Origin of the sequence: Bradyrhizobium sp. th-b2, assembly GCF_000426785.1 — a bacterium.
GTDB classification, from domain to species: Bacteria; Pseudomonadota; Alphaproteobacteria; order Rhizobiales; family Xanthobacteraceae; genus Bradyrhizobium; species Bradyrhizobium septentrionale.
Genome location: NZ_AUGA01000018.1, coordinates 81577 through 105914 on the forward strand (window position 1 = coordinate 81577; position 24338 = coordinate 105914).

29 protein-coding genes and 1 pseudogene are annotated in these 24338 nt (G+C 65.4%); 11 read left to right on the forward strand and 19 right to left on the reverse strand.

The genetic code is table 11. From position 1 onward, the window contains the following. Position 1: 1 nt before the first annotated feature. A complete protein-coding gene (locus K359_RS0122070; protein WP_029081274.1) occupies positions 2–556 on the forward strand; it encodes a TIGR00645 family protein in 555 nt (184 codons plus the stop codon). A gap of 26 nt (positions 557–582) precedes the next feature. Here K359_RS0122070 and K359_RS0122075 read toward each other — a convergent pair whose 3' ends face one another. Further along, entirely contained in the window at positions 583–1218 is a 636-nt protein-coding gene (locus K359_RS0122075) for a carbonic anhydrase (RefSeq protein WP_029081275.1), read from the reverse strand. Between the two features lie 204 nt (positions 1219–1422). Between K359_RS0122075 and K359_RS0122080 the strand changes: the two genes are divergently transcribed. Then, on the forward strand, positions 1423–2301 hold the full coding sequence (locus K359_RS0122080) for a CoA ester lyase (protein ID WP_029081276.1): 879 nt from the start codon (positions 1423–1425) through the stop codon (positions 2299–2301). A gap of 150 nt (positions 2302–2451) precedes the next feature. On the opposite strand, the gene K359_RS0122085 is transcribed toward K359_RS0122080, so the two are convergent. The 3 genes from K359_RS0122085 to K359_RS0122095 form a co-directional block, all read right to left on the reverse strand. Continuing rightward, positions 2452–3240 (reverse strand): hypothetical protein, encoded by a 789-nt coding sequence (locus K359_RS0122085; RefSeq protein ID WP_029081277.1) that lies wholly within the window; start codon positions 3238–3240, stop codon positions 2452–2454. A gap of 93 nt (positions 3241–3333) precedes the next feature. Further along, positions 3334–3936, reverse strand: a complete 603-nt coding sequence (leuD, locus tag K359_RS0122090) for a 3-isopropylmalate dehydratase small subunit (protein WP_029081278.1) — start codon at positions 3934–3936, stop codon at positions 3334–3336. A gap of 84 nt (positions 3937–4020) precedes the next feature. Beyond that, positions 4021–4419, reverse strand: coding sequence for a metallopeptidase family protein (locus tag K359_RS0122095; RefSeq protein WP_029081279.1), 399 nt, complete (start codon positions 4417–4419; stop codon positions 4021–4023). 115 nt (positions 4420–4534) lie between these two features. Between K359_RS0122095 and K359_RS0122100 the strand changes: the two genes are divergently transcribed. Next, positions 4535–4861 carry a hypothetical protein gene (locus tag K359_RS0122100; protein ID WP_029081280.1) on the forward strand — a complete coding sequence of 109 codons (327 nt, stop codon included), beginning with the start codon at positions 4535–4537 and terminating at the stop codon, positions 4859–4861. A gap of 210 nt (positions 4862–5071) precedes the next feature. Here the strand turns inward: K359_RS0122100 and K359_RS0122105 are convergent, their stop codons facing one another. Beyond that, positions 5072–5299: a hypothetical protein gene (locus K359_RS0122105; protein ID WP_156928613.1), complete on the reverse strand. Its 228-nt coding sequence runs from the start codon at positions 5297–5299 to the stop codon at positions 5072–5074. Between the two features lie 258 nt (positions 5300–5557). On the opposite strand from K359_RS0122105, the gene K359_RS0122110 reads away from it, so the two are divergent. Together K359_RS0122110 and K359_RS0122115 are read left to right on the forward strand one after the other, a co-directional pair. Further along, complete coding sequence (locus K359_RS0122110; RefSeq protein WP_029081282.1) at positions 5558–5776, forward strand: hypothetical protein; 219 nt, start codon at positions 5558–5560, stop codon at positions 5774–5776. Positions 5777–5902: 126 nt separating this feature from the next. Continuing rightward, on the forward strand, positions 5903–6229 hold the full coding sequence (locus K359_RS0122115) for a hypothetical protein (protein ID WP_084518478.1): 327 nt from the start codon (positions 5903–5905) through the stop codon (positions 6227–6229). Positions 6230–6322: 93 nt separating this feature from the next. On the opposite strand, the gene K359_RS0122120 is transcribed toward K359_RS0122115, so the two are convergent. After that, positions 6323–8020 (reverse strand): methyl-accepting chemotaxis protein, encoded by a 1698-nt coding sequence (locus K359_RS0122120; protein ID WP_029081284.1) that lies wholly within the window; start codon positions 8018–8020, stop codon positions 6323–6325. 196 nt (positions 8021–8216) lie between these two features. Then, on the reverse strand, positions 8217–8510 hold the full coding sequence (locus K359_RS0122125; RefSeq protein ID WP_029081285.1) for a DUF1330 domain-containing protein: 294 nt from the start codon (positions 8508–8510) through the stop codon (positions 8217–8219). A gap of 158 nt (positions 8511–8668) precedes the next feature. On the opposite strand from K359_RS0122125, the gene K359_RS0122130 reads away from it, so the two are divergent. Continuing rightward, on the forward strand, positions 8669–9250 hold the full coding sequence (locus tag K359_RS0122130) for a hypothetical protein (protein WP_035976888.1): 582 nt from the start codon (positions 8669–8671) through the stop codon (positions 9248–9250). A gap of 168 nt (positions 9251–9418) precedes the next feature. Here the strand turns inward: K359_RS0122130 and K359_RS0122135 are convergent, their stop codons facing one another. Then, positions 9419–9601: a hypothetical protein gene (locus K359_RS0122135; protein ID WP_035976910.1), complete on the reverse strand. Its 183-nt coding sequence runs from the start codon at positions 9599–9601 to the stop codon at positions 9419–9421. A gap of 132 nt (positions 9602–9733) precedes the next feature. Continuing rightward, positions 9734–11140 (reverse strand): 3-isopropylmalate dehydratase large subunit, encoded by a 1407-nt coding sequence (gene leuC / locus K359_RS0122140; RefSeq protein ID WP_029081288.1) that lies wholly within the window; start codon positions 11138–11140, stop codon positions 9734–9736. A 28-nt stretch (positions 11141–11168) separates the two neighbouring features. Between leuC and K359_RS63350 the strand changes: the two genes are divergently transcribed. Then, on the forward strand, positions 11169–11339 hold the full coding sequence (locus K359_RS63350; protein WP_165123017.1) for a hypothetical protein: 171 nt from the start codon (positions 11169–11171) through the stop codon (positions 11337–11339). A gap of 320 nt (positions 11340–11659) precedes the next feature. On the opposite strand, the gene rplS is transcribed toward K359_RS63350, so the two are convergent. The 5 genes and pseudogenes from rplS to K359_RS0122175 all read right to left on the reverse strand — a co-directional run bounded on the left by rplS (position 11660) and on the right by K359_RS0122175 (position 15299). Further along, positions 11660–12040, reverse strand: a complete 381-nt coding sequence (gene rplS / locus K359_RS0122150) for a 50S ribosomal protein L19 (RefSeq protein ID WP_029081289.1) — start codon at positions 12038–12040, stop codon at positions 11660–11662. Between the two features lie 108 nt (positions 12041–12148). Then, positions 12149–12895, reverse strand: a complete 747-nt coding sequence (gene trmD, locus K359_RS0122155; RefSeq protein WP_035976890.1) for a tRNA (guanosine(37)-N1)-methyltransferase TrmD — start codon at positions 12893–12895, stop codon at positions 12149–12151. Positions 12896–12904: 9 nt separating this feature from the next. Beyond that, on the reverse strand, positions 12905–13333 hold the full coding sequence (locus K359_RS64515; RefSeq protein WP_245284684.1) for a hypothetical protein: 429 nt from the start codon (positions 13331–13333) through the stop codon (positions 12905–12907). Between the two features lie 283 nt (positions 13334–13616). Further along, positions 13617–13988 (reverse strand): annotated as a pseudogene (locus tag K359_RS66220) (alcohol dehydrogenase catalytic domain-containing protein); the annotation flags it as partial. 99 nt (positions 13989–14087) lie between these two features. Next, positions 14088–15299: an MFS transporter gene (locus K359_RS0122175; RefSeq protein WP_029081293.1), complete on the reverse strand. Its 1212-nt coding sequence runs from the start codon at positions 15297–15299 to the stop codon at positions 14088–14090. 171 nt (positions 15300–15470) lie between these two features. Here K359_RS0122175 and gcvA point away from each other — a divergent pair, with 171 nt between their 5' ends. Then, positions 15471–16382: a transcriptional regulator GcvA gene (gene gcvA, locus K359_RS0122180; protein ID WP_029081294.1), complete on the forward strand. Its 912-nt coding sequence runs from the start codon at positions 15471–15473 to the stop codon at positions 16380–16382. 13 nt (positions 16383–16395) lie between these two features. Here gcvA and rimM read toward each other — a convergent pair whose 3' ends face one another. The 3 genes from rimM to ffh all read right to left on the reverse strand — a co-directional run bounded on the left by rimM (position 16396) and on the right by ffh (position 18900). Beyond that, on the reverse strand, positions 16396–16917 hold the full coding sequence (gene rimM / locus K359_RS0122185; protein ID WP_029081295.1) for a ribosome maturation factor RimM: 522 nt from the start codon (positions 16915–16917) through the stop codon (positions 16396–16398). A 17-nt stretch (positions 16918–16934) separates the two neighbouring features. Continuing rightward, entirely contained in the window at positions 16935–17267 is a 333-nt protein-coding gene (rpsP, locus tag K359_RS0122190) for a 30S ribosomal protein S16 (protein WP_029081296.1), read from the reverse strand. Between the two features lie 85 nt (positions 17268–17352). Beyond that, positions 17353–18900, reverse strand: a complete 1548-nt coding sequence (gene ffh, locus K359_RS0122195) for a signal recognition particle protein (protein WP_029081297.1) — start codon at positions 18898–18900, stop codon at positions 17353–17355. A 537-nt stretch (positions 18901–19437) separates the two neighbouring features. Here ffh and K359_RS0122205 point away from each other — a divergent pair. Then, positions 19438–20418 carry an MBL fold metallo-hydrolase gene (locus K359_RS0122205; RefSeq protein WP_029081298.1) on the forward strand — a complete coding sequence of 327 codons (981 nt, stop codon included), beginning with the start codon at positions 19438–19440 and terminating at the stop codon, positions 20416–20418. A gap of 132 nt (positions 20419–20550) precedes the next feature. Here the strand turns inward: K359_RS0122205 and K359_RS0122210 are convergent, their stop codons facing one another. Next, positions 20551–21246, reverse strand: a complete 696-nt coding sequence (locus K359_RS0122210) for an SIMPL domain-containing protein (RefSeq protein ID WP_029081299.1) — start codon at positions 21244–21246, stop codon at positions 20551–20553. Between the two features lie 5 nt (positions 21247–21251). After that, complete coding sequence (locus K359_RS0122215) at positions 21252–21962, reverse strand: GyrI-like domain-containing protein (RefSeq protein ID WP_029081300.1); 711 nt, start codon at positions 21960–21962, stop codon at positions 21252–21254. A 185-nt stretch (positions 21963–22147) separates the two neighbouring features. Between K359_RS0122215 and dapF the strand changes: the two genes are divergently transcribed. Together dapF and mtaB are read left to right on the forward strand one after the other, a co-directional pair. Then, complete coding sequence (gene dapF / locus K359_RS0122220) at positions 22148–23020, forward strand: diaminopimelate epimerase (RefSeq protein WP_029081301.1); 873 nt, start codon at positions 22148–22150, stop codon at positions 23018–23020. 18 nt (positions 23021–23038) lie between these two features. Then, positions 23039–24310 (forward strand): tRNA (N(6)-L-threonylcarbamoyladenosine(37)-C(2))-methylthiotransferase MtaB, encoded by a 1272-nt coding sequence (mtaB, locus tag K359_RS0122225; RefSeq protein WP_029081302.1) that lies wholly within the window; start codon positions 23039–23041, stop codon positions 24308–24310. Positions 24311–24338: the final 28 nt, after the last annotated feature.

Consider the following 24338-nt stretch of genomic DNA (forward strand, 5'->3'; position numbering starts at 1 on the left):
CATGGCGGAACAACAGGGGACCTATCGGCCCAATCCGACGCTGAAGCGCGTCGAACGTCGTTTCGAAAACCTGCTCTTCAACAGCCGCTGGCTGATGGCGCCGTTCTATTTCGGCCTTGTCATCAGCCTCGCGGCGTTGCTGCTCAAGTTTTGCATGGAGCTGTGGCACTTCATCCTGCATGTGCCGGATGCCAAGGAATCCGACATCATCCTTGGCGTGCTCTCGCTGATCGACATCTCGCTCACCGGCAATCTGATCCTGATCGTGGTGTTTTCCGGCTACGAGAATTTCGTCTCGAAGATCGATCCGGAAGGGCACCCGGATTGGCCGGACTGGATGACCAAGGTCGATTTCGGCGGCCTGAAGCAGAAATTACTTGCGTCGATTGTCGCGATCTCAGCCATTCAGGTGCTGAAGGCGTTCATGAACCTCGATACCGCCTTCGATCCCAGCAAGCTCGCCTGGCTGGTCGGTGTGCACCTGGTGTTCGTGGTGTCGTCCTTCATGCTCGCGATCTCCGACCGCTGGGGCAGCGGCCATCACGGAGGCGAATAGATTTCTGTTGGCCTGATTTCGGCGCGTCAGCGAACGCTGACGAATTCCTTCGCGACACGGTCGAGCACGAACAGCGAGCCTTCGGCGACGCCGAAATAGGCGCCGTGCAGTTGCATGTCACCGCTCTCCACGCGTTCGCGCACGAACGGGAAGGTCATCAGGTTCTCCAGCGAACGGAACACCGCGGCCTTCTCGATGCGGGTGACGAAGTCCTGCATGGTCTCATGCTCGCGCTGCTCGACGACCTCGCCCGGCTTGATGAACATCTGCATCCATTTGCCGATGAAGTCGCCAGGCGTCAGCGGCTTGATCTTGTCGACGAAGGCGCGGATGCCGCCGCACTGGGCATGGCCCAGCACCACGAGATTCTTCACCTTCAGTACAGTCACGGCATATTCCAGCGCGGCCGAGACGCCGTGGGCGTTGCTGTCGGGCTGGTAGACCGGAACCAGGTTGGCGATGTTGCGGACCACGAACAATTCGCCCGGGCCGGCGTCGAAGATCACTTCCGGCGAGACGCGGGAGTCGCAACAGCCGATCACCATGGTCTCGGGGAATTGGCCCCGCTCCGAGAGGTCCCGGTAGCGGGACTGCTCGGTCGGCAGCCGCTGCGTGGCAAAGGCGTGGTAGCCGTCGATCAATTGCTTCGGAAAGGACTGCATGCCACTGCCTAACCACAAGCGCATGTCCGGAACAAGACTTTCGGCGTCGGGGCTGAAATGATAGCGCCGGGGCTTGAAAAGCTGCGGCCGATCAGTGCCTAAACAATGGACTTTCGCTAGAGCATGATCCGGAAAAGTGCGAAGCGGTTTTCCGAAAAGATCATGCTTAAACAACAATCTGCCAGAGGCCTTGAGGAGATCACCATGACCCGTCCGCGCCGCAGCCTGTTGTTCATGCCGGGATCGAATGCACGGGCGCTGGAAAAGGCCCGGACGCTGCCGGCGGACGGCATCATCCTCGATCTCGAGGATTCGGTGGCCCCCGACGCCAAGGCGGTGGCCCGTGATCAGATTGCCAAGGCGGTCGCCGCCAAGGGCTTCGGCAAGCGCGAGGTCCTGATCCGGATCAACGCCCTCGACACGCCCTGGTGGGTCGACGACATCGGCATGGCCGGCAAGGCACAGCCGGACGGCATCCTGGTTCCCAAGATCTCCACCGTCGACGATCTCAACGCGGTTGCCGACCGCCTCAGCGACATCAATGCGCCCGCCTCGATTCGGGTCTGGGCCATGATCGAGACCGCGCGCGCGGTGCTCGATGCCGACAAGCTCGCCGCCGCGTCAAAGGATTCCGAAACCCGGCTCGCCGGCTTCGTGTTCGGGCCCAACGACATTGCGCGCGAGACCCGGATCCGGATGAAGCCGGGCCGCGCGGCGATGATCCCGATGATCACGCATTGCATCCTGGCGACCCGCGCGCACGGGCTCGAAATCCTCGACGGGCCCTATAGCGACATCAGCAATGTCGACGGCTTTGCCGAGGAATGCGCCCAGGGCCGCGATCTCGGCTTCGACGGCAAGACGCTGATCCACCCGAGCCACATCGATGCCTGCAACGCGATCTTTACGCCGCCGGAGGCGGAGGTCACTGAGGCGCGCAAGATCATCGCCGCCTTCGAACAGCCGGAGAACGCCTCGCGCGGTGCGATCCAGCTCGACGGCCGCATGGTGGAGCGGCTGCACGCCGAGATGGCCAAGCGCACGATCGCGATCGCAGACGCGATCGCCGCGATGGGGCATTAGCGCGATCGGCCCCTTACCCTCTCCCCTTGTGGGAGAGGGTGCGCTCGCGAAGCGAGCGCGGGTGAGGGGTTCTCTCCGCGGAGACAGACCCCTCATCCGTCGCGGACTGCGTCCGCGCCACCTTCTCCCACAAGGGGAGAAGGGAAGTGCTCACGCTCCAAACTTCTCCGTCGCCCACGCATAAAGACTGCCCGGGATCGGCGCGTGCTTGCCGCGTCCCTTTGGCGAGATGTGCAGGCCGACGATGGCGGGGTCGTTCAGGTACTTCGAAAAATCCGACGGCTCGAAGAACAGCTTTGGCTCGGCATGCACCGCGTAGAACGAACGCTTCGGCAGCGCGTGCTGCAATTCGCCTTCGCGGCGCGCCAGCGCGGTGAGCGCCGCCGGGCCGAAGATCGCGACGCGGATGTCGGCGAGGCGATTGGATTTGCCGCGCAGCCGGCGCATCGCAAAGGTCACGCGGTGACGCAGCGCCAGCCAGTCCGGCGTCAGCTCGTCCTGCTGCATCAGCGCTTCGAAGGCGCGCACGATTGGATCATTTTGCGGCAGATACAGCACCGAGTTGCCGAGCTGGCGCGGCCGTTCCCAGGCAAAATAAGGTTTTGCCGGATCGATCTCGACGCCCTTCAGCAGCAGCACATCGGCATCAAGCCAGAGGCCGGCGCGCTGCCGCATCAGCCGCATACGGAAGAAGTCGCTGAACTGCAGGATGGTCCAGTCGCGCCACGAACCGTCCGGCTCGGCCGGACGCAGCCTCTCCGAGAACGAATGCGGCAGCACGGCCTCGGCCTCGGCATTGCCGACGCCGTCGGGCAGGCCGGGAATCGGATCGAAGCTGTAGACCGTGACCTTGTGCCCGGCCGCCACCTGCGAGCGCAGGCAGGTCTGGCGCAGCGCGTCCATCGAGCCGTGCCAGAAGGTGACGATGTCAGGCAGCATGCGCGTCAGCTATCAGCAAGTCTGCGGCGAGGCAATTCGGCAAGCAAAAGCCCCGGCGCCCGAGGGCACCGGGGCTCGATGATACGCTGCCGCTCAGGCCCAGGCGCGCTCCTTGAGCTTGGCCTCAAAGGTGTCGATCGACGTCTTCTTCTCCATCGTCAGGCCGATGTCGTCGAGGCCGTTGATCAGGCAATGCTTGCGGAACGGGTCGATCTCGAACTTGACCTTGCCGCCGTCCGGACCGCGGATCTCCTGGTTGGGAAGATCGATGGTCAGTGTCGCATTGGCGCCGCGCTCGGCGTCGTCGAACAGCTTGTCGAGGTCCTCCTGCGACACGCGGATCGGCAGGATGCCGTTCTTGAAGCAGTTGTTGTAGAAGATGTCGCCGAACGAGGTCGAGATCACGCAGCGGATGCCGAAGTCGAGCAGCGCCCAGGGCGCGTGCTCGCGGCTCGAGCCGCAGCCGAAATTGTCGCCGGCGACCAGCACCTTCGCGTTGCGATAGGCGGATTGGTTGAGGACGAAATCCGGGTTTTCGCTGCCGTCATCCTTGTAGCGCTGCTCGGAGAAAAGCCCCTTGCCAAGGCCGGTGCGCTTGATGGTCTTGAGGTACTGCTTCGGAATGATCATGTCGGTGTCGACATTGATGATCTTCAGCGGCGCCGCGACGCCTTCCAGCGTAGTGAACTTGTCCATCGTTGCACTTCCCGGTCAAAATGAGGGATAGGGGCGGTTATTTATCGCGAATGCGACAGCGGTAAAAGGGCCATTTCTGCAGGGCTAGCCCGCATCGGCCTCAATCGCCTCCATATCGGCGTCGGAGAGGCCGAAATGGTGGCCGATTTCATGGATCAGCACGTGACGGACGATGTGACCGAGGGTCTCGTCGTGCTCGGCCCAGTAGTCCAGGATCGGCCGGCGGTACAGCCAGACCAGGTTGGGCAGTCGGGCGACGTCGCCATGGCTCTGCTGCGGCAGGCCGATGCCGTGGAACAGGCCGAGCAGGTCGAACTCGCTTTCGGCCTGCATCTCGTCGAGCACCTCGTCGGTCGGGAAGTCGTCGACGCGGATGATCAGACCCTCGCAGAGGGCCCGGAAGGTCTCCGGCAGGCGCTCGAAAATCTCGTGCGCCATGGCCTCCATCTCGGCGAGCGAGGGGGCTTTGGCTGTGGTCCACATGACACTCCTTTAGCGCGAGTGCCTCAGGCGGCGCCAGCGCAGTTGACCTTGGCGGTGCAATGGGAGACCGTGCGGCCCAACAATGGGGCTCAAGGATGGGGCTTGGGTGGGCGTGATGAAACGGATCGTGGCGGCAGTGCTGTTGGCTGGTGCAGTCGGGCTCTCGCTTCCGGCGGGACAGGCGCAGGCACAGAGCGCGGCGGCTGAAGCGCGCATCGGTCGGGCGGACCCGGTTGTGCGCGAGCGGGTCGTCGAGCGCCGCCGGCTGAAGCGCGTGCCGATCTACCGATCCCGGCCCGATCATTGGGAACCGGATGTCATCCCGCGCTACAATCCCGGTCCGAACGCCGTGCGCGACTGCACCGCGACCTATGTCCAGGAGCACCGGCCGAGCGGCACCGTGATCACCCCGCGCATGAACTGCTTCTGGCGGCCCGGCTAGAGCGGGATGAGTATTGGTTGAATCGGATCGCCGCGGTTGCGGTTCACCTCACCCCGTCGGGGAGAGGTCGGATTGCGGAGCAATCCGGGTGAGGGCTCTCGCTCTCTCGATAGACCGTACCCCTCACCCGATTTGCTACGCAAATCGACCTCTCCCAAGGGAGAGGTGAACTTTCGACGCCGCTCCAGGTCAACCTAATCTCATCATGCTCTAGCTGCGCGTCCGCCGGCGTGCCGCACGGATCATTGCGGCAGCCGCGATCAATCCCATCGTTCCATAGACCGCGACCGCCATCAGCATTTGCGTGAGGTGGCTCGCCGTTCCCATGCCGCCGCCCGGTCCTTGCGAGGCGAGCGCGAGATCGGCGAGCATGATGGAACCGCTGAGCGTCGCGAACGCGGTACGCAGCAACCGCGCGCGTGTGCCTGTTTGTGTCACGGCAACCTCCTGCAACAGAGTGCACGCGAGATACGATAATAGTCCATGCCGGGTTTTGCATGCGAGCGCGAAAAATCGCGCGCTGCGTCGGAACCTGAGCGCGCCAGCAGCATTCACAATCGTGGAGCAGTCATTCACATCCCATTCACGTCATCCGCACTCTGCTTGCGATCTGCGTCGCGGCAACGGCGGTCGATTCGCGCGCGAACGCGAGGCGTCGTTGCAAGACGTGACATCAAGGGATCAAGGAGAAGACTTATGAAGGTGATGAAGGTTCTGGGGCTTGCGGCCGTCGGTGCGATGCTGGTCTTGGCGGCGCCGGCCGAGCGCGCAAATGCGATGTCGCTGGCGACGCCAGGTACGGCCGCAAAGGTTCAGGACAACGCGAACCGGACAACCACGCAAGTGGGCTGGCATCGCGGTTGGGGTCGCGGACATCACCGTGGCTGGGGGCATCGTCGCCACTGGCACCGCTGATCGCGCGGCGTATCAGCGCAGTTGAGACACAGGCCGTGAGCAGCGGGCCTGTTGTCGTTTGCAGCCATCAAACCGGCAGACTCGCGCACGCGAGATGATATCAATCGCAATCTGCAGGAGTTGATCATGATGAGATGGATCGGTGTTGCCGCGGTCGCTTGTGCCTTTGCATTGACGGCGCCGGCATCGGCAACCGCGGCGACGTCAGCCAAGCCGCAGGCTGGCACGCAACAGCGGCACGCGGGCAAGGCAACTGACTTCAGCGCACAGCGCCATCATCACCATTACCACCGCCACCATTACCGCCACGGCTACGGGCCGTACTACCGGTCCTTTTCCACCTATCAGCCCTACGGCTCCTACTATTACGCGCGGCCGTATTATTATCGGCCATATCCGTATGCCGCGCCGGCGCCGTTCACCTTCGGCTTCGGGTTCGGCCCGTTCTGGTGAACCGCGGTTCGCGCGCGACTGCGCAGAGCCAACAGAAGGGGCGGCTCCGATCGCCGGGCGCCGTCCTTCGCAGTGAGAAGCTGCCTGATCCGGTCAGGCCGCGCGGATCTTGTCCAGGAACGCGTTGACGTTGCCGCGCAACGTTGCCGATTGCTGACTGAGATCGTCGGCGGCCGTCAGCACCTGCGTGGCTGCCGATCCGGTCTCGGTGGCGGCTTCGTTGACGCTGCCGACATTCGCCGACACCTCGCTGGTGCCGCGCGAAACTTCCTGGATGTTCTTCGAGATGTCGCGGGTAGCGGCGCTCTGCTGCTCGACAGCGGCGGAGATCGCCGCCGCGATTTCGCTCATCCGCCCGATGGTGCCGCCGATCGCCCGGATCGCGGCGACGGCTTGACCGGTCTCCTGCTGGATTGCCGCGATCTGCGAGGAGATGTCCTCCGTCGCCTTGGCGGTCTGGGTGGCAAGCGCCTTCACTTCATTGGCGACCACCGCGAAGCCTTTGCCGGACTCGCCGGCGCGGGCGGCTTCGATCGTTGCGTTCAGCGCCAGCAGATTGGTCTGCGAGGCGATGTTCTGGATCAGCGAGATCACCTCGCCGATCCGCTGCGCCGCCGCGGCCAGGCTTTCGATGGTCGCGTTAGTCCGATCGGTTTCGTCCACCGCCGCTCTTGCGGTCTCGGCCGCCTGCGTCACCTGGCGGGTGATCTCGCTGATCGAGGCGTGCAGTTCCTCGGTTGCGACCGCGACGGTCTGGACATTCGCCGAGGCTTCGTTGGATGCGGTGGCGACGAACGTCGCCTGCCGGCTGGTTTCCTCCGCGGTCGCCGACATGCTTCCGGCGGTCGCGTGCATCTCGGTCGAGGCCGCGGTCAGGGCGTTCAGCGCTTCCGAGACCTGATTGTCGAAGGTCGCGATGTGGCCCTCGACGGCGCGCTGCCGGGCCTCCTTGCGCAGCTGCTCCTCGCGCTGTTCGGCTTCGAGGCGGCGCGCCGTGATCGCATTCTCCTTGAACACGCGCAGCGACTTGGCGAGGCCGCCGACCTCGTCGCTCCGGTCATCGCCGACCACCGCGATGTCGAGATCGCCGTCGGCGAGCTTCGTCATCTCCTCCGTCATGCGCGACAGCGGCCGCGCGATCTGGCTGAATGCGATCCAGGCGAGGATATTGAAGGCACAGAGCAGCCCGGCGGCGGCGCCGAACAGCAGCACGAGGCGGGTCTGGTCGGCGGTAGCGATGCCCTGGTCACGCGCGGCCTGCATGCCCTTCACATTGGCGGCGATCAGGCTGGCGACCGCCTCCATCGCGGTCTGGCGATGCTTGGCCGCGACATTGCGCGAGTAGGCGAAGGCGTCCTCCAGCTTGCCCGCGGTGACCAGCTCGAACACCTTCGCGCTGGCCTCGCGGCGGTCCTTGACCGCGCGGCGCAGCGTGTCGATCAGCTGCTGCTGTCCGGCGTCCGATGTGACGGACGCCAGGCGGTCGACCGCGGCAAGCGTCGCATCGGTTGCCTTGTTGTAGGCTTCGATGTTGGAGGCGATCGCCTTGGTATCGGCGGCGCTGAGGATGACATTCTTCTCGCTGACGGCCGCGCTGTTGAAGTTGCTCTCGGCTTCGAGGCTGTACTGTACGCGGCGGGCGTTGCCATCCACCAGGTCGGACGCGGTCGCCGACAAATGGCTCAGCGCCAGCGAGGCCTGGACGACGATGCCGATCGCGACCAGGGCGATAATGGCCGCGGGCACCGCGATCTTGGCAATGATGGGCAAATTCTGAAACTTGATGGTCATTTCCGGTCCCACGATAATGCTGCTGTTTCCATCGGCTCACCCGGCCGATGAGGCACGTGTGAGGACGCGATGCCACGGCTTGGCCTGCTGGCCGCGCCGTGGAAACCGAAGTCGTCCTGAATTTTCTGATTGATTGTCCGTTAACCCTAGACACCAACCCTTAGCAAAGGGTTCACGCCGGTAGCGGGCAACGGCATCAGGGCGCAAAGCCCTTGGCGAGCAGCACGACGCCTTGCGCATCCGCTTTGCGGTCCCGGGTGATCTCGACATATTCAGGCGATTCCGACCAGGCGCGGAATGCGGCTTCGTCAGGGAACGACATCAGCACCAGCTTGTCGCGATCCCAGGTGCCTTCGAGCACCGCGGGCTGTTCGTCGGCCGACAGCAGCCGTCCGTTGAACTTCCTGAACACGTCGAAGAAGCGCGCCTGATACCAATCATAGGCGGCACGATCGGTCATCTTGAGCTGCACGATCACATAGACGGTCACTGGCGTTGCTCCGGACTTTTCGTCGCACAGATTTGCGCGTTCATGGCGCATTCACTCAGGGATTTCTAGCGTTGCGGCGGGAGCGACCGCAATGAACGCAATGCAACCGGCTGCCATGCAGCGTGGGTGTGATTGCTGTTGTCAGGGAGGTTCTGAAGATGAGGGAAGGGTATTTGCGGCGTGGCTTGGTGCGCCGTCTCGGTGCCGCGGCGGCAGCGGTCCTCGCGCTGTCGATTGGCGCGCAGCAACGCGCCGAAGCGCTGTCGCTGGCGAGCCCGGGCACCGTGCCCGCGGCGAAGTCTGCGGCCGATGCAATGACGACAGAGGTCCGGCATGGCGGTGGCGGCGGCCACGGTGGCGGCGGTCACGGCGGCGGAGGTTTTCATGGCGGCGGCTTCCGTGGCGGTGGATTCCATGGTGGCCGATTTCACGGCGGTGGCTTTCGCGGCTTCCATGGTGGCGGCTTCCGCGCTGCGCCGGCGTTCCATGGCGGCTTCCATCGCTATGGTGGCATCCATCGCCACTACGGTGGCTACCACCGTTTCTATGGCGGCGGGTACCGCTACGGCTACCGCCGGCACTTCCATCACCGGCGCTACTTCTATGGATCGTCCTACTACTATCCGGCCTACTATCATCACCGCCGTTGCCGGGTGGTCTGGACCTATTACGGGCCGCGCCGGATCTGCCGGCCGTATTGGCATCACCGTCACCATTGGCGGCCGTATGGTTATTGGTGAAGGCTGAAATGACAGCGGGCGCCAAACGGCGCCCGTTTTGTCAGGTCACTCTCGCGCGAAGGCACCTAGAGCGTTTTCGAGCGAAGTGGACGCCGGTTCGCGTGAAGAAAACACGTCAAAACAAGAATCTAGAGCTTCGGTTCTGATCCAATCAGAACCGAAAATGCTCTAGTCCCAGTTCTTCAGCCTCCAGGGCTTGATCTTCCACGGCGTCAGGTTTTCGATCCGCCATTGCGTCCAGCGCTCCGGCGGCCAGTGGCTGAGGCGCGAGGTCTCCTTCACCTCGGGAGTCGGATCGATGATGCGTGGCGCGGCGCGGCGGCGCTTCTGCCGCGTCGCCTCGCGGATCATGTCGACGAATTCGCGCTTGTCGTCAGCCACGTTCGGCTCCCCGCGAAGCTTGTCCTCGCAAGGAGCCAGTGTGCGTGCGCCCCGTTAACGAGCCGTTTCCACAACGGCTCGAGCTTGAGACGAAAACTTCGTTTACCGCCAGTCGCGGACGTCGACGAAGTGGCCGGCGATCGCGGCGGCGGCGGCCATCGCGGGCGACACCAGATGGGTGCGGCCCTTGAAGCCCTGGCGGCCCTCAAAGTTGCGGTTCGAGGTCGAGGCGCAGCGCTCTTCCGGCTTCAGCTTGTCCGGATTCATCGCAAGGCACATCGAGCAGCCCGGCTCGCGCCATTCGAAGCCGGCCGCAATGAAGATCTTGTCGAGGCCTTCGGCCTCCGCCTGCTCCTTCACGATGCCCGAGCCCGGCACGATCATCGCGTTGACGTGGGCATTGACGGTCTTGCCCTCGGCGATCTTCGCCGCAGCACGCAGGTCCTCGATTCGGCCGTTGGTGCAGGAGCCGATGAAGACGCGGTCGAGCTTGATGTCGGTGATCTTGGTGCCGGCGGTCAGGCCCATATATTTCAGCGCGCGATGCTTGGAGAGCCGCTTGGCCTCGTCCCCGATCTTGTCGGGATCGGGCACGAAGCCGGTCACCGAGATGACGTCCTCGGGCGAGGTGCCCCAGGTGACGATCGGCGGCAGCTTGGCGGCGTCGAGCCGGAGCTCGTGGTCGAAATGCGCGCCCTCGTCGGAGCGCAGCGTCTCCCAGTAGCGCATCGCGGCATCCCAGGCCGCGCCCTTCGGCGCCTTCGGACGGTCGCGCAGGAAGTCGAACGCCTTCTGGTCGGGCGCCACTAGGCCGGCGCGCGCGCCGCCTTCGATCGACATGTTGCAGACCGTCATGCGGCCTTCCATCGAGAGTGCACGGATCGCCTCGCCGGCATATTCCAGCACGTAGCCGGTGCCGCCGGCGGTGCCGATCTCGCCGATGATCGCCAGGATGATGTCCTTGCCGGTCACGCCGTCGGGCAATTTGCCGTCGACGACCGCGCGCATGTTCTTGGCCTTCTTCTGGATCAGCGTCTGGGTCGCCAGCACGTGCTCGACCTCGGAGGTGCCGATGCCGTGCGCGAGCGCGCCGAACGCGCCATGGGTCGAGGTGTGGCTGTCACCGCAGACGATGGTGGTGCCGGGCAGCGTAAAGCCCTGCTCCGGGCCGATGACGTGGACGATGCCCTGACGCTTGTCGAATTCGTCATAATACTCGATGCCGAATTCCTTGGCGTTCTCCGCCATCACCCGCATCTGCTCGATGCTTTCGGGATCGGGATTGGGCTTCGAGCGATCGGTAGTCGGGATGTTGTGGTCGACGACGGCGAGCGTCTTCTCCGGCGCGTGCACCTTGCGGCCCGCAGTGCGCAGGCCTTCGAATGCCTGCGGCGAGGTCACCTCGTGCACCAGATGGCGATCGATATAGAGCAGGCAGGTGCCGTCGTCGGCCTCGTGGACCAGATGGTCGTTCCAGATCTTGTCGTACAGCGTGGTCGGTTTGGACATGAGCTTGTGCTCCAGAGGAAATTCAGTGGTGAATGGCGTTAAGCGCGCCGCGGCGCGCGAGCAGGCGAAAGCGTCCAGGCAGCGTTACGCTGCGCGCGTAAGCTCTGACGTTGCCGACGTCGCAAAGCGCCCGAAGAAGCGGCCGGGCAGCCGCGAGCGATCGTCGATCACGACGCGCTGGCAGGGCTGGCTTGCTTGATCCGGAACCATTCTAAATTTCTAACACAGGGCTTGCGCCCGCGACAATCGATCGATGCGCGGGGCGCCTCTTCGTCATTGCCGGGCTTGCCGCCTTCGCTAAGGCTTCGTCGGCCGAGTGAGCTTGTGGCCCGGCGTAGCCTTGGCGGAGTCGGGACCCGGCAATCCATCCATCTTGAGCAACAAGTTCCTCTTCCTGATGGATGCGCGGGTCAAGCCCGCGCATGACGAGTTGAGGCTGATCCTCGATATAGGCACGCCGCAACAAAAAAGCGCGGGGCAGGCCCCGCGCTTTCGGTCACACAACCCTTTCGGGATGGTTTACTCGCCGACGGCAGTCGGGCGGTCCTGCTTCTCGACGATGCGGGCCGACTTGCCGCGCAGGTTGCGCAGGTAATAGAGCTTGGCGCGACGAACCTTGCCGCGGCGCACGACCTTGATCGAGTCGATCATCGGCGACATCACCGGGAAGACGCGCTCGACGCCCTCGCCGTAGGAGATCTTGCGCACGGTGAAGCTCTCGTTGAGGCCCTGGCCGGAACGGCCGATGCAAACGCCTTCATAGGCCTGCACACGGGTGCGTTCGCCTTCGACCACCTTCACATTGACGATGACGGTATCGCCGGGTCCGAATTCCGGGATGGTTTTGGTGGCGGCGAGCTTGTCGAACTGCTCTTTTTCGAGCTGCTGAATCAGGTTCATCGAAATCTCCATCGGCGGCGCGCCCAGCCTGTGCGGGCTGCGCAAACGTCCATCTATCCTGCGCGTGTGCGGATTAGGCCGTGCCTATAAGGCAAAGCGCAGGGTTTGTCACCCGTCTGTCGTGTTTTTTGTCCCTGGTGGAGCGGCTTTTTGGCCGGCCTTCCGGGCCCAGAGGTCCGGCCGGCGGTCCGCCGTCAGCGTCTCGGACTGGGCCAGCCGCCAGGCCGCCACCTTGGCGTGGTCGCCGGAAATCAGGATTTCGGGGATCTGACGGCCCTCGAACTCCTGCGGACGGGTGTATTGGGGGTATTCAAGTAGTCCTTCGGAGAAGCTCTCCTCGGTTCCCGAGGCCTGCTTGCCCATCACCCCCGGCAACAGGCGGACGCAGGCGTCGATCAGGGCCATCGCGGCGATTTCGCCGCCCGACAGCACGTAATCGCCGATCGAGACCTCCTCCAGCCCGCGGGCCTCGATCACCCGCTGGTCGATGCCCTCGAAGCGGCCGCAGACGACCAGAGGTCCCGGTCCGGCCGCGAGCTCCGCGACCCGCTCCTGGGTCAATGGCCGACCCCGCGGGCTCATCAGCAGGCGCGGGCGGTCAGGCGCAATGGAAGCGGCGTCGATTGCCGTCGCCAGCACGTCGGCCCGCAGCACCATGCCCGGACCGCCACCGGCCGGCGTGTCGTCGACGCTGCGGTGCTTGTCGGTCGCCGACGCGCGGATGTCGCGCGCCTCCAGCGCCCAGAGGCCGCCGGCCAGCGCCTTGCCGGCCAGGCTGACGCCGAGCGGCCCCGGAAACATGTCCGGGAACAGGGTCAGCACGGTGGCGCGCCAGAGTGTCGCTTGGGTTGTCATGGCCTCTGGTTACGGCACCACGGCCGTGAGGTCGAGGCTCTGCATGATGGCGGCGGCGTCGACCGCGCGGCGGAAGTCGGCGAGCCCAAAGGTCGCGACATTGATCTTGCGCAGATCCAGGAGGCTTTCGGCGGCGAGGCCGGCGAGCTGGCCCGGCGCGGTGCGGTCGTACATGAACTGCCCGACCACCTCCCAGTCGTTGGCCAGCATCTCGCGGAAGGAGAGTTCGAGCGGCACGTCGGCGCTGCCCATCAGCACCATCCGGCCGCCGCGCTTGAGCGCACGCAGAGAGGACAGCGTGGTCGAGGTACTCCTGGCGGCGCCGAGCAAATCGAGCGCGACAATCGGCGCTGCCGCCGGCGGCGCTGCGGATGATCGAAAGATCGCCTGCGGCATCGCCGGTGACGACAGCGGGAATGACGCGCGGACCAAAAGCATCGCGCAAATGCTCGAGCGCGGCCTGCTTGCGTCCGACCGCGACGACGCGGCCCGCGCCCATCGCGACCGCGAGCATCACGCCGCCCGAGCCGAAATAACCGGTCGCGCCGTTGACGATGATGGTCTGCCCGCCGCGCAGGCCGGAGCGCTGCAATCCGCCGAACGGCACGATCAGTTTTGCCAATCCGATCAGCTCGGTGGCCGGTCTGTCGTCGAGATTGGCAAGCGGCGTGACGCAGGCGGCCGGCCAGTGCGCGATCTCGGCGAACACGCCGTTGCGCCAGCGTGCCTGCAGCGCCAGCGCCTCCGGCGTCGTGACCGTCGCAGTGAGGCCGATCAGGATCTGCGGCGGATCGCGATCCGGCACGTCGCCGCGCAGATGCGGGCTCAGGAACACGCGGTCGCCGCTCGCAACGTGCGTGACGTTCTCGCCGGTGGCGACGACGCGCGCGATCGCGTTGGTACCCGGCACGAACGGCATCGGCGGCAGGCTGTAGGGCAGTGCGCCCGACAGAAGTTTGTTGGTGTAGGACAGCACCATGCCGGCCTCGATCCGCACCACGACGCCATCGGGCGCGGGGCTGGGCGTTGCGACATCCTCGAAGCGAAGATCATTGTGGGCGTGCAGCCGCCAGGCCTTGTGCGTGCTTGTCATGGTTTTGCTTTCCGTTGGCCGTCCTCATCGACGCAACGGTCTATGTATTGCGCAGCCGGGGCAGCGCCAGAGTGACGATGGAAGTTGGAGTGCTTGCCGTCAGGCACCGGCGCGGTGCGTGCCGGCTTTGTCGCCAAGATGCCGTGCCAGCGCGATGGCGAGCGGACAGACCGCCAGCGCCGTGATCGCGGTGGCCGCGGTCGCGAGCGTCGGGCCGAGTGCGTCACCAAGCAGGCCGTAGAGCACCGGTGCGACCGCGCCAGATCCGATCGTTCCCGTATAGAACAAAGCAAAAGCGCGTTCGGTCTGATGTGCCGGCGTGAGTTCGGGCACCGTGCCATAGAGCACGGATGAGGTGCCGTTGAGCATCACGCCGAGCAGCGGCAGCAGTATCATGGTCGGCGCCAGCGGCAGCACCAGCACCGCAGCGATCAACGCCGCCGTGCCGCCTTCGGTGATCAGCACGGTGCGCAGCGTGCCGACGCGTTCGCCGAGCCAGCCGCAGGTGAATTTTCCCGCCGCGCCGCCGATGAAGACCAGCGCCAGCGCGAGGCCGTTGGTCGGCAGCGCGGCGCCCTTGTCGCGCAACAGGAACGGCAGGAAGGTGAGAAACCCCATCCTGACCGCGGTGTCGAGGATTCCGATCGCGAGCAGCCAGGAGAAGCCGCCGCCGGCGCTTGCGTGGCGTGACGCTGCGGCCGCCTTGCGCTCGGCGCCCTTGCCGACCAAGGGCATCCAGAGCGCGATGCAGATCGCGACGAGCAGGCCGGCCAAGGCGAGCACGAGCAGCGTGTGCCGCCACGACATGATCACGAGCAGAACCGAGGTCAGTGCCGGGATCGCCGCCTTGCCGAGATCGCCGGAGAAATTGTAGATGCCGAGCGGCCCGCGTGCTGCCGAACCATAGGCGCGCGACACCGCGGCCGATGCGATCGGATGCTGCGTGCTCGAGCCCGCGCCGGAGAGTGCGAGCGCAAGACCAAGTCCGACGACGCCGCCGGAGAATCCGGCAAACACATAGCCCAGCGCCGACAGTGCCGTGCCCGCGATCAGGATGACCTTGCCGTCGATTCGCTCGGCAATCCGTCCGACCGGAATCTGCAAGCCAGCCATGGCGCCGGCATAGAGCCCTCGCAGCAGCGCCAGCAGCCCGTAGCTCAGCGCGAATTCGGCCTGCCAGACCGGCAGCAGCACGTAGATCAGGTCGGTGTAGCCGTCATGGAGGGCGTGGTTGAGCCCGGTCACCGTCAACGTGCGCGTCGCCCGGGCGTGGTCGGGACGGGATGCGTCGATTTCCGCGGATGCGCTCATTGTCGCGATCCGGAGCAAGAAAATCTAAAGGTAGGACGGGGGCGCATTGGAGCGAAGTCTCAAAAAATGAAGATATGTGAGCATCTTGCTACGCAAAATGCGCCCGATCGGCCGCTGTCACAAATCAGTAATAATGGGATCATGCGTTAGAAAATCTGGTATTGAGGGGTCATGTTCGTCCCGCGCCGCAGCCTGCCGCCGCTCAATGCGGTCCGCGCCTTCGAGGCCGCCGCGCGCCTCGGCAGCTTCAAGGAAGCGGCCGCCGAGCTCAGCGTGACCCACGGCGCGGTCAGTCAGCAGATCCGGCTGCTCGAGGAATGGCTGGGCGCGCCAGCGCTGTTCCGGCGCTCGGTCCGCCGCGTGGTGCTGACGCCGGCGGGTGCGGCCTTGCTGGCGGAATTCGCGCCCGCGCTCGACCGGATTTCCGCAGCCGTGCAGCAGCATCGCGAGCGACGCGGCGATGCGGCTGTCGCGGTGCTGCGCGTCAACGCGCTCGCGACCTTCAGCCTGCGCTGGCTGTTGCCGCGGATGAGCCGGTTTCGCGCCGAGCATCCTGATATCGAGGTGCGCCTCGCCACATCGAACGATCCGGTGGATGCGCTGCCCGAACCATTCGACGTCGTGATCCGCGGTGGCCCCGACACCTTCCACGGCTTTTCGTCGCGCTTCCTGGTGTCGGAGCGGCGGCTGCCGGTGTGCAGTCCGGCGCTATCAGCGCAATTGCCGCTGCATGAGATCGCAGATCTCTCCCGGCATACGCTGCTGCACGTCACGTCGATGCCGCGGCTGTGGCGCGACTGGCTCACCGAGGCCGGGCAATCCGCGCTGGAGCCGGCGGCCTCGCTGACCTTCGATCATTTCTATCTGACGATTCAGGCCGCGCTCGATGGTCTCGGCGTTGCGATGGGCCCAACGGCGCTGATTGCGGATGATCTCGCCGCCGGGCGTCTGGTGACGCCGTTTCCGGCGATCAGCGTGCCGGCGCGCAGCTACTTCGCGTATTTTCCGGCGGGCCGCAGCAACGATCCGCACAGCGCAGTGTTCTGCGACTGGCTCGAGCAGCAAGGCCGGATGACGGGCTGAAAATGTCTCTTGATCAAGCCGCCGACGGATCGTCGCCGTCGATTTCCTGCGGCGGCTCGATTACGACGCGGCCGCCGGCGAGATCGACCGTCGGCACCACGGCGTTGGTGAAAGGCAGCAGCATCGTCGCGCCCTGCGGCGGGGCGATCTCGATGATGTCGCCGGCGCCGAAATTATGGATCGCGATCACCTTGCCGAGCGGCTGCTCCGATGTCGTCACCGCGGCGAGGCCGATCAGGTCGGTGTGGTAATATTCACCGTCATCGGTTTCCGGCAGCCGGTCGCGCGGAATGTAGAGCTCGAGGCCGTTGAGCCGTTCGGCATCATCGCGGCTGGCGACGCCCTTCAGCGTCACCACCAGATGATCCTTGGCCTCGCGCGCATGCGTGACCTCGAACTGGCGCGTGCCGTCCTTGGTCATCAGCGGGCCGTAATCCTTCACGGCCAGCGGGTCTTCGGTGAAGGTCCATAGCCGGACGGCGCCGCGCACACCATGCGCAGCGCCGATACGGGCGACACAGACCGGTGCTGTCACCGCAGCAGCCGTTCAGCTTACGCCTTGGCGGCGGCTTCGGCCTGCGCCTTGCGCTCCTTGCGCGGCACGGCCTTTTCCGGGTTGTTGCGCGCGGTGCGCTTGACGACGCCGGCAGCGTCGAGGAAGCGGGTGACGCGATCCGACGGCTGCGCGCCCTTGGCGAGCCAGGCCTTCACCTTGTCCATGTCGAGCTTCAGCCGCGCCTCGTTGTCCTTCGGCAGCAGCGGGTTGAAGTGGCCGAGACGCTCGATGAAGCGGCCATCGCGCGGAAAGCGCGAGTCGGCGACGACGACGTGATAGACCGGACGCTTCTTGGTGCCTGCGCGAGCGAGGCGGATAACAACGGACATCTAGTTCTCCTTCAAAGGTCGATGTGTTCGATTGATTGGCATTCCGCGTCGCGCCGGCCGCATTTGAGCCGCCGCGACGAATTCCTCATTTCTTCTTGCCCGGGAAGCCGCCGAGGCCCGGCAGCGTCGGCTTGCCGGAAAGGCCGGTCAGGCCCGGCACATTCGGCAGGCCGCCGCGGAGGCCAACCGGCAAATCCTTCGGCAAATTGGGCAGGCCGCCGCCGGCGCCGCCCTGCATCTTGTCGGCGAGCGCCTTCATCTCCTCGGCCGAAGGCGGCTTCATGCCGCCGCCAAAGCCCATCGCCTGCGCGATGCCGGCGAGCGGGCCGCGCTTGCCGCTTCCCATGGCCTTCATCATGTCGGCCATGTTCCGGTGCATCTTCAGCAGCTTGTTGACCTGCTCGACGCTCTGGCCGGCGCCGGCCGCGATGCGCTTCTTGCGGCTGGCCTTCAGGATGTCCGGGTTCTTGCGCTCCTGCCGCGTCATCGAGTCGATGACGGCGACCTGGCGCTTGATGATCTTGTCGTCGATGCCGGCGGCCGCGATCTGGTTCTTCATCTTGGCGATGCCGGGCATCATGCCCATCAGGCCGCCGATGCCGCCCATGTTCGCCATCTGCTGCAGCTGTTCGCGCATGTCGTTGAGATCGAACTGACCCTTGCGCATCCGCTCGGCGGTGCGCGCGGCCTTCTCGGCGTCGATGTTGGCCGCAGCCTTCTCGACCAGCGAGACCACGTCGCCCATGCCGAGGATGCGGCCGGCGATGCGGTTCGGATGGAAATCTTCCAGCGCGTCAGTCTTTTCGCCCGTGCCGAGCAGCTTGATCGGCTTGCCGGTCACCGCACGCATCGACAGCGCAGCGCCGCCGCGGCCGTCGCCGTCGACTCTTGTCAGCACGATGCCGGTGAGGCCGACGCGCTCATCGAACGCTCGCGCAAGGTTGACCGCGTCCTGGCCGGTGAGGGAGTCCGCGACCAGCAGCACTTCATGCGGGTTGGCGGCGGCTTTGATCTCGGCCGCCTCCTTCATCATGTCTTCGTCGAGCGTGGTGCGGCCGGCGGTGTCGAGCAGCACGACGTCGTAGCCGCCGAGCTTGCCGGCCTCGAGCGCGCGCCTGGCGATCTGCGGCGGCATCTGGCCGGCGACGATCGGCAGCGTCGGAATATCGAGGTCGCGGCCAAGCACCGCGAGCTGTTCCATCGCCGCCGGGCGATAGACGTCGAGCGAGGCCATCAGCACCTTGCGCTTGTCGCGCTGGACCATGCGCCGCGCGAGCTTTGCGGTGGTGGTGGTTTTGCCGGAGCCCTGCAGACCGACCATCATGATCGGCACGGGCGGCACGGAGTTGATATCGATGGTCTGGCCGTCGGAACCGAGCGTGGCGACGAGCTCGTCATGGACGATCTTCACCACCATCTGGCCGGGCGTCACCGACTTGACGACGGTGGCGCCGATCGCCTGCTCGCGGACCCGGTCGATGAAGCTGCGGACGACCTCGAGCGCGACGTCGGCTTCGAGCAGCGCGCGGCGCACCTCGCGCATCGCGGCATCGACGTCCTTTTCGGTCAGCGCACCGCGCCCCGTCAGACGATCGAGAATGCCACCAAGCCGTTCCGACAGATTGTCGAACAATGCCGTTGTCCCTCGTTGCGCCCGTGAGCGCGCGTCATCCGTTTCTCGTCATACCCCGCGAAAGCGGGGTATCCAGTACGCCGCGGCCTCCCGGTTCAATCCGAGCTGCTCTGGAATACTGGATCACCCGCTTTCGCGGGTGATGACCACATAGTCCGCCTTGGCACCGTGCCAAGACGATGGTCCAAACACTTTCGCGCCCGAGGGCGCATCGCGCTGTCGGGCGTTGGCCTCTGGCCTCGAGGGCCAGTCGGCGGGTCGAAAAGACGGATCTTTCCGAGAAAGTGGCGGCGTTAAACGCTGCCGGGGGCGCAAAGTCAAGGAAAGTTTCGCCGCGATCGGCGCGGCATGTCCAGTAAGGCGCTGAAATTGCGTCATTTTGTCGGGTTGGTTCCGAATTCGTCGGTGCCACCCATATAAACCGCGCCCGCCTCCTATTTGGGAACCCGCTTGCCCATCATCACCCGCCGCCGCCTTTTCGCAACCTTGACCGGAGCCGCTGCCGCGATCGGCGTGCCCTCGATCTGGATGTCCACCATGAAAACCTATGACGGCCCCGTCTCCGATCATTTCGACGGCCTGCACTTCTTCGATCCGGATGGCTCGCCGCCGAAATCGCTCGGTGAGGTGCTGCGCTGGCAGTTCGGGGGCAGGCGGCAGCGCGCGGTCTGGCCGGAATGGGCGCCGAGCCCCTATGCCGATACGCCGCCGCCGCGCGTCGATGGCGGTGGGGTGCGGTTATGTTTCGTCGGCCATGCCAGCTGGCTGATCCAGACCGGCGGTCTCAACATCCTGGTCGATCCGGTGTGGTCGATGCGCGCCTCGCCGTTCAGCTTCGCAGGTCCCATGCGGCACAACGATCCCGGCATCGCCTTCGAGAAGTTGCCCAGGATCGATATCGTGCTGGTGTCGCACGGCCATTACGATCATCTCGATGTCGCGACGCTGTCGAAGCTCACGGCGACGTTTGCGCCGCGGGTGATCACGCCGCTCGGCAACGACGTCACGATGCGCGCATCGGATGCCGCGATCAAAGCCGAAGCGTTCGACTGGCATCAGCGCGTCGAGCTCGGCAGCGGCCTTGCCGCGACGCTGGTGCCGACGCGGCACTGGTCGGCGCGCGGCCTGCTCGATCGCAACAAGGCGCTGTGGGCGAGCTTCGTGCTGGAGACGCCGGCCGGCAAACTCTACATCGTCTGCGATTCCGGCTATGGCGACGGGCGGCATTTCCGCCGTGTCGCCGACGCGCACGGTCCGCTGCGGCTCGCGATCCTGCCGATCGGCGCCTATGAGCCGCGCTGGTTCATGCGCGACCAGCACATGAATCCGGAGGATGCGGTGAAGGCGCTCGCCGATTGCGGCGCCGCCCAGGCGCTGGCGCATCACCACGGCACGTTCCAGTTGACCGACGAGGCGATCGACGCACCGGCGACCGCCCTCCGCGAAGCGCTCGACGCGGCAAAAGTGCCGCGCGAGAAGTTTATGACGTTGAAGCCCGGGCAGGTGTTCGAGATTTAACGTCGTCCCGGCGAAGGCCGGGACCCATAACCACAGGGTTGCGTTGTTCGGATTCGCTGTGGCTACAACTCCTCAAGGCAATTGCCGTCGGTGGTAATGGGTCCCGGCCTTCGCCGGGACGACGATGACGACTTACTTCCCCTTGATCGCCCAGGACACGCTGACGCTCACCGACAGGGTTTCCTCGCCTTGCGCGACCGGAGCGCTGGAGGCTGCCATCGGCGCGGCCATCTTGCGGTACATCGGCACGGGCGCGTTGCCCTCCTCGGAAATGCTGATCGGTTCGCCGAGCGTGACGCCGGCGGCCTTGGCGTAGATTTCCGCCTTGCGGCGGGCGTCGGCGATCGCTTTCTCGCGCGCCTCGTCGAGTACCTTCGAGGCCTGCGACACCACGAAGTTGATGCCGCCGATCTCGTTGACGCCGGCGCCGACCAGCACGTCGACCAGGCTGGCGACCTTGGCGACGTCGCGCACCTTGATGGTGACGCGGTTGGTGGCGCGATAGCCGCTGACGGTGGGGGGCCCCGACACGCGGTCGGGCGTATGTTTCGGCTGCAGCGACAGCCGCGAGGTCTGGTAGTCCTTCTCGTCGAGGCCCGCGCCCTTCAGCGCGCCAAGCACCTTCGCCATCGCCGTGTTGTTGGCGTCGGCAGCCTCGCGCGCGGTCTTCGCATCGGTCGTCACGCCGCCATCGATCACGGCCTGGTCCGGCGCCACCGAGACGGTGGCTTCGCCGGTGACGGAAATCGCCGGCGGCGGCACCTGTGCCAATGCCGGGGCGGCAATCAGCGAAAGGGCAAGGGAGGCAAGCGGCAGGGTCAGCTTCATGGGTCTCACTTCAGGGGTACGTAGACGTTGATCACCAGCTTGTCCTCCGCGGTCTTCAGCGGATCGGTGATGTATTCCTCGATAAAGGTGTCCTTGGCTTCGAGCTTCTTGTCGTCGAGGTGATTGGTGATCGCCTCATAGGTGTTGTCCATGTTGTCGTAGGACCCGCGATGGACGAATTTCAGCGCCTTGCCGTCGGGCGAATTGCCCATGCTCATGTTCTTGCCGAGGTTCTTGACGTCTTGATCGACCGGGATTTCAGCGATGAAGGTGAAGCCGGTGTCGTCGGTCGAGGTGTAGACGATCATCGGATTGCCCGATGCCTTGATGCCGCCCTTGTCGAGCAGCGCGGTGAGCTGCTTGAACGCCTCGATCAGCGCGTCGAACGCCGAATCCCAGTTGGCGGTGCCCTTCAGCATCACGACCTTCTTCGGTTCCAGCGTGAACGGCTCGCCGAAGGGGTCGGCGGTCTGGACCGGGGCGGCCGGCGGCGGCGCCGGGGTCTGCGATGCGGCCGGGCTGTCGGCCGGCGACTTGGTTTCGGCCGGAGGCGGGACAGGCGTGGCCGAGGGCGCCGGGGCAGGCGTGGGGCTCGGGCTGGCCGCGGGGGCGGGCGAGGCTGCCGGCGACTGGGCGGGCGCCGGGCTTGCCAGTGCGATCGCGGCCAAGGGCAGCAGCGCGACCAGGGCCGCGCGGAGCGTGCTGATACGGTTCATTCGGTATTCTCCATCCCCATCCTCAAACGGCCGCTCGATCTGTCCCGGCGCGCGCGGTCCGCGAGGTGCGATATTCCTAACACGCAAGTTCTGCATTCGTCCCATGACAGATGTGTCACGGAGCCATTCCGACTGGCCAATCAGCCACCACTCGCCATATAACCGGGCAGAATTTGGGAAAATCGATGAGCGCGCTCGCCAATCACGCATTTGCCAAGATGAACGGCATCGGCAACGAGATCGTCGTCGTCGACCTGCGCGATTCCAAGGCACAGGTTTCGGCGGCGGAGGCGCGCGCCGTGGCCTCGCCGGCCGGCATTCCCTATGACCAGCTGATGGTGCTGCAGCCGCCGCGGCTCGATGGCACCGAAGCGTTCATCTCGATCTACAACAATGACGGTTCGGAAGCCGGCGCCTGCGGCAATGGCATGCGCTGCGTGGTGCGCCGCCTGTTCGAGAAGACCGGCCAGACCGCGGCGACGTTCCAGACCCGCGCCGGCCTGCTCAATTGCTGGCAGGGGCCGGCGCCCGATCTCTACACCGTCGACATGGGCGCGCCGAAGTTCGGCTGGCAGGACATTCCGCTGGCGGAGGAATTCCGCGACACCCGCTACATCGAGCTGCAGGTCGGGCCGATCGACAAGCCGGTGCTGCATTCGCCCTCGGCGGTCTCGATGGGCAATCCGCATGCGATCTTCTGGGTCGACGACGTCAATGCCTATGATCTCGAGCGGTTTGGGCCGTTGCTGGAGAACCATCCGATCTTCCCGGAACGCGCCAACATCACACTTGCCCATATCGTCGATCGCGACCACATCACGATCCGCACCTGGGAACGCGGCGCCGGCCTGACCCGGGCCTGCGGCTCGGCGGCCTGCGCGACCGCGGTCGCGGCGGCTCGGCTGAAGCGCGCCAACCGCATCGTCGAGATCACGCTGCCCGGTGGCAAGCTCGGCATCGAGTGGCGCGAGCGCGACGACCACGTGCTGATGACCGGCACCGCCGATTTCGAATATGAGGGCCGCTTCGATCCGGCGCTGTTCGCCAGCGTCGCCTGACGCGGCAAGGGATCGATCATGGGCGTCGATGTCGTCACCTTTGGCTGCCGCCTCAACGCATTCGAATCCGAGGTGATTCGCCGCGAGGCGGAGCAGGCGGGGCTCACTGAGACCATCGTCATCAACAGCTGCGCCGTCACCAACGAGGCGGTGGCGCAGGCGCGCCAATCGATCCGCAAGTTGAAGCGCGAGCGGCCTGAGGCGCGCATCGTCGTCACCGGTTGTGCGGCGCAGACGCAAAGCCAGATGTTCGCCGACATGGCCGAGGTCGATCGCGTCGTCGGCAATGACGAGAAGATGCACGGCGCTGCCTGGCAGGCGACCCGCGCTGCGTTCGATCTCGGCGGAAGCGAGAAAGTCGCGGTCGCCGACATCATGGCGGTGACAGAGATGGCGCCGCATCTGCTCGATGGATTCGAGCGCGGCCTGCCGCGGGTGTTCGTTCAGGTGCAGAACGGCTGCGATCATCGCTGCACCTTCTGCATCATCCCCTATGGCCGCGGCAATTCGCGCTCGGTGCCGATGGGCGCAGTGGTCGACCAGGTCCGTGCGCTCGTCGAGCGCGGCCATGCCGAGATCGTACTGACCGGCGTCGATCTCACGAGCTATGGCGCCGATCTGCCCGGCGCGCCGAAGCTCGGCCAGTTGACCCGGCAGATCCTGCGCCATGTGCCCGAGCTGAAGCGGCTGCGCATCTCGTCGATCGATTCGATCGAGGCCGACCGCGACCTGCTCGATGTCATCGCCGATGACGCGCGGCTGATGCCGCATCTGCATTTGTCGCTGCAATCGGGCGACGACATGATCCTCAAGCGGATGAAACGCCGGCATTCGCGCCAGGACGCGATCGATTTCTGCGCGCAGCTGCGTCGGCTGCGGCCGGATATCGCGCTCGGCGCCGACATCATCGCGGGCTTCCCGACCGAGTCTGAAGAGATGTTTGCGCGCTCGCTCGATCTGGTCGAGCAATGCGATCTCACCTTCCTGCACGTGTTTCCCTATTCGAAGCGTCCCGGAACGCCGGCCGCGCGGATGCCGCAGGTTGCAGGCGGGGCGATCAAGGAGCGTGCGAAACGGCTGCGCGCGGCCGGCGAAGCCGCGCTGCAGCGGCGGCTCGCCGCGGAGATCGGCGCGACGCGCGAGGTGCTGATCGAAAGCAGCAGGCAGGGCCGCACCGAGCACTTCCTGCCGGTCGCGATCAATGATGATGTGCCGGGCACGGTGCGGCGGCTGGCCGTGACCGGCCATGACGGCGCGCGTCTCATCGGGGCGTGCGGCGACGCTATCTAACGTGTTGCATTCATAAAATCGCCAGGTC

Excerpts from the sequence above, each read along its gene's own strand:
- K359_RS0122135 (WP_035976910.1), bottom strand. The coding sequence starts at position 9,601 with ATGATCCGCGAGGCGACGCGGCAGAAGCGCCGCCGCGCCGCGCCACGC.
- K359_RS0122130 (WP_035976888.1), top strand. The coding sequence starts at position 8,669 with ATGAGGGAAGGGTATTTGCGGCGTGGCTTGGTGCGCCGTCTCGGTGCC.
- K359_RS0122080 (WP_029081276.1), top strand. The coding sequence starts at position 1,423 with ATGACCCGTCCGCGCCGCAGCCTGTTGTTCATGCCGGGATCGAATGCA.
- dapF (WP_029081301.1), top strand. The coding sequence starts at position 22,148 with ATGAGCGCGCTCGCCAATCACGCATTTGCCAAGATGAACGGCATCGGC.
- K359_RS0122070 (WP_029081274.1), top strand. The coding sequence starts at position 2 with ATGGCGGAACAACAGGGGACCTATCGGCCCAATCCGACGCTGAAGCGC.
- K359_RS0122210 (WP_029081299.1), bottom strand. The coding sequence starts at position 21,246 with ATGAAGCTGACCCTGCCGCTTGCCTCCCTTGCCCTTTCGCTGATTGCC.
- K359_RS0122115 (WP_084518478.1), top strand. The coding sequence starts at position 5,903 with ATGATGAGATGGATCGGTGTTGCCGCGGTCGCTTGTGCCTTTGCATTG.
- leuC (WP_029081288.1), bottom strand. The coding sequence starts at position 11,140 with ATGTCCAAACCGACCACGCTGTACGACAAGATCTGGAACGACCATCTG.
- mtaB (WP_029081302.1), top strand. The coding sequence starts at position 23,039 with ATGGGCGTCGATGTCGTCACCTTTGGCTGCCGCCTCAACGCATTCGAA.
- K359_RS0122085 (WP_029081277.1), bottom strand. The coding sequence starts at position 3,240 with ATGCTGCCTGACATCGTCACCTTCTGGCACGGCTCGATGGACGCGCTG.
- K359_RS0122120 (WP_029081284.1), bottom strand. The coding sequence starts at position 8,020 with ATGACCATCAAGTTTCAGAATTTGCCCATCATTGCCAAGATCGCGGTG.
- K359_RS0122175 (WP_029081293.1), bottom strand. The coding sequence starts at position 15,299 with ATGAGCGCATCCGCGGAAATCGACGCATCCCGTCCCGACCACGCCCGG.
- leuD (WP_029081278.1), bottom strand. The coding sequence starts at position 3,936 with ATGGACAAGTTCACTACGCTGGAAGGCGTCGCGGCGCCGCTGAAGATC.
- K359_RS0122205 (WP_029081298.1), top strand. The coding sequence starts at position 19,438 with ATGAAAACCTATGACGGCCCCGTCTCCGATCATTTCGACGGCCTGCAC.
- trmD (WP_035976890.1), bottom strand. The coding sequence starts at position 12,895 with ATGACAACCCAAGCGACACTCTGGCGCGCCACCGTGCTGACCCTGTTC.
- gcvA (WP_029081294.1), top strand. The coding sequence starts at position 15,471 with ATGTTCGTCCCGCGCCGCAGCCTGCCGCCGCTCAATGCGGTCCGCGCC.
- K359_RS0122100 (WP_029081280.1), top strand. The coding sequence starts at position 4,535 with ATGAAACGGATCGTGGCGGCAGTGCTGTTGGCTGGTGCAGTCGGGCTC.
- K359_RS0122215 (WP_029081300.1), bottom strand. The coding sequence starts at position 21,962 with ATGAACCGTATCAGCACGCTCCGCGCGGCCCTGGTCGCGCTGCTGCCC.
- K359_RS0122075 (WP_029081275.1), bottom strand. The coding sequence starts at position 1,218 with ATGCAGTCCTTTCCGAAGCAATTGATCGACGGCTACCACGCCTTTGCC.
- rpsP (WP_029081296.1), bottom strand. The coding sequence starts at position 17,267 with ATGTCCGTTGTTATCCGCCTCGCTCGCGCAGGCACCAAGAAGCGTCCG.
- K359_RS0122095 (WP_029081279.1), bottom strand. The coding sequence starts at position 4,419 with ATGTGGACCACAGCCAAAGCCCCCTCGCTCGCCGAGATGGAGGCCATG.
- K359_RS0122110 (WP_029081282.1), top strand. The coding sequence starts at position 5,558 with ATGAAGGTGATGAAGGTTCTGGGGCTTGCGGCCGTCGGTGCGATGCTG.
- K359_RS64515 (WP_245284684.1), bottom strand. The coding sequence starts at position 13,333 with ATGCTTTTGGTCCGCGCGTCATTCCCGCTGTCGTCACCGGCGATGCCG.
- rplS (WP_029081289.1), bottom strand. The coding sequence starts at position 12,040 with ATGAACCTGATTCAGCAGCTCGAAAAAGAGCAGTTCGACAAGCTCGCC.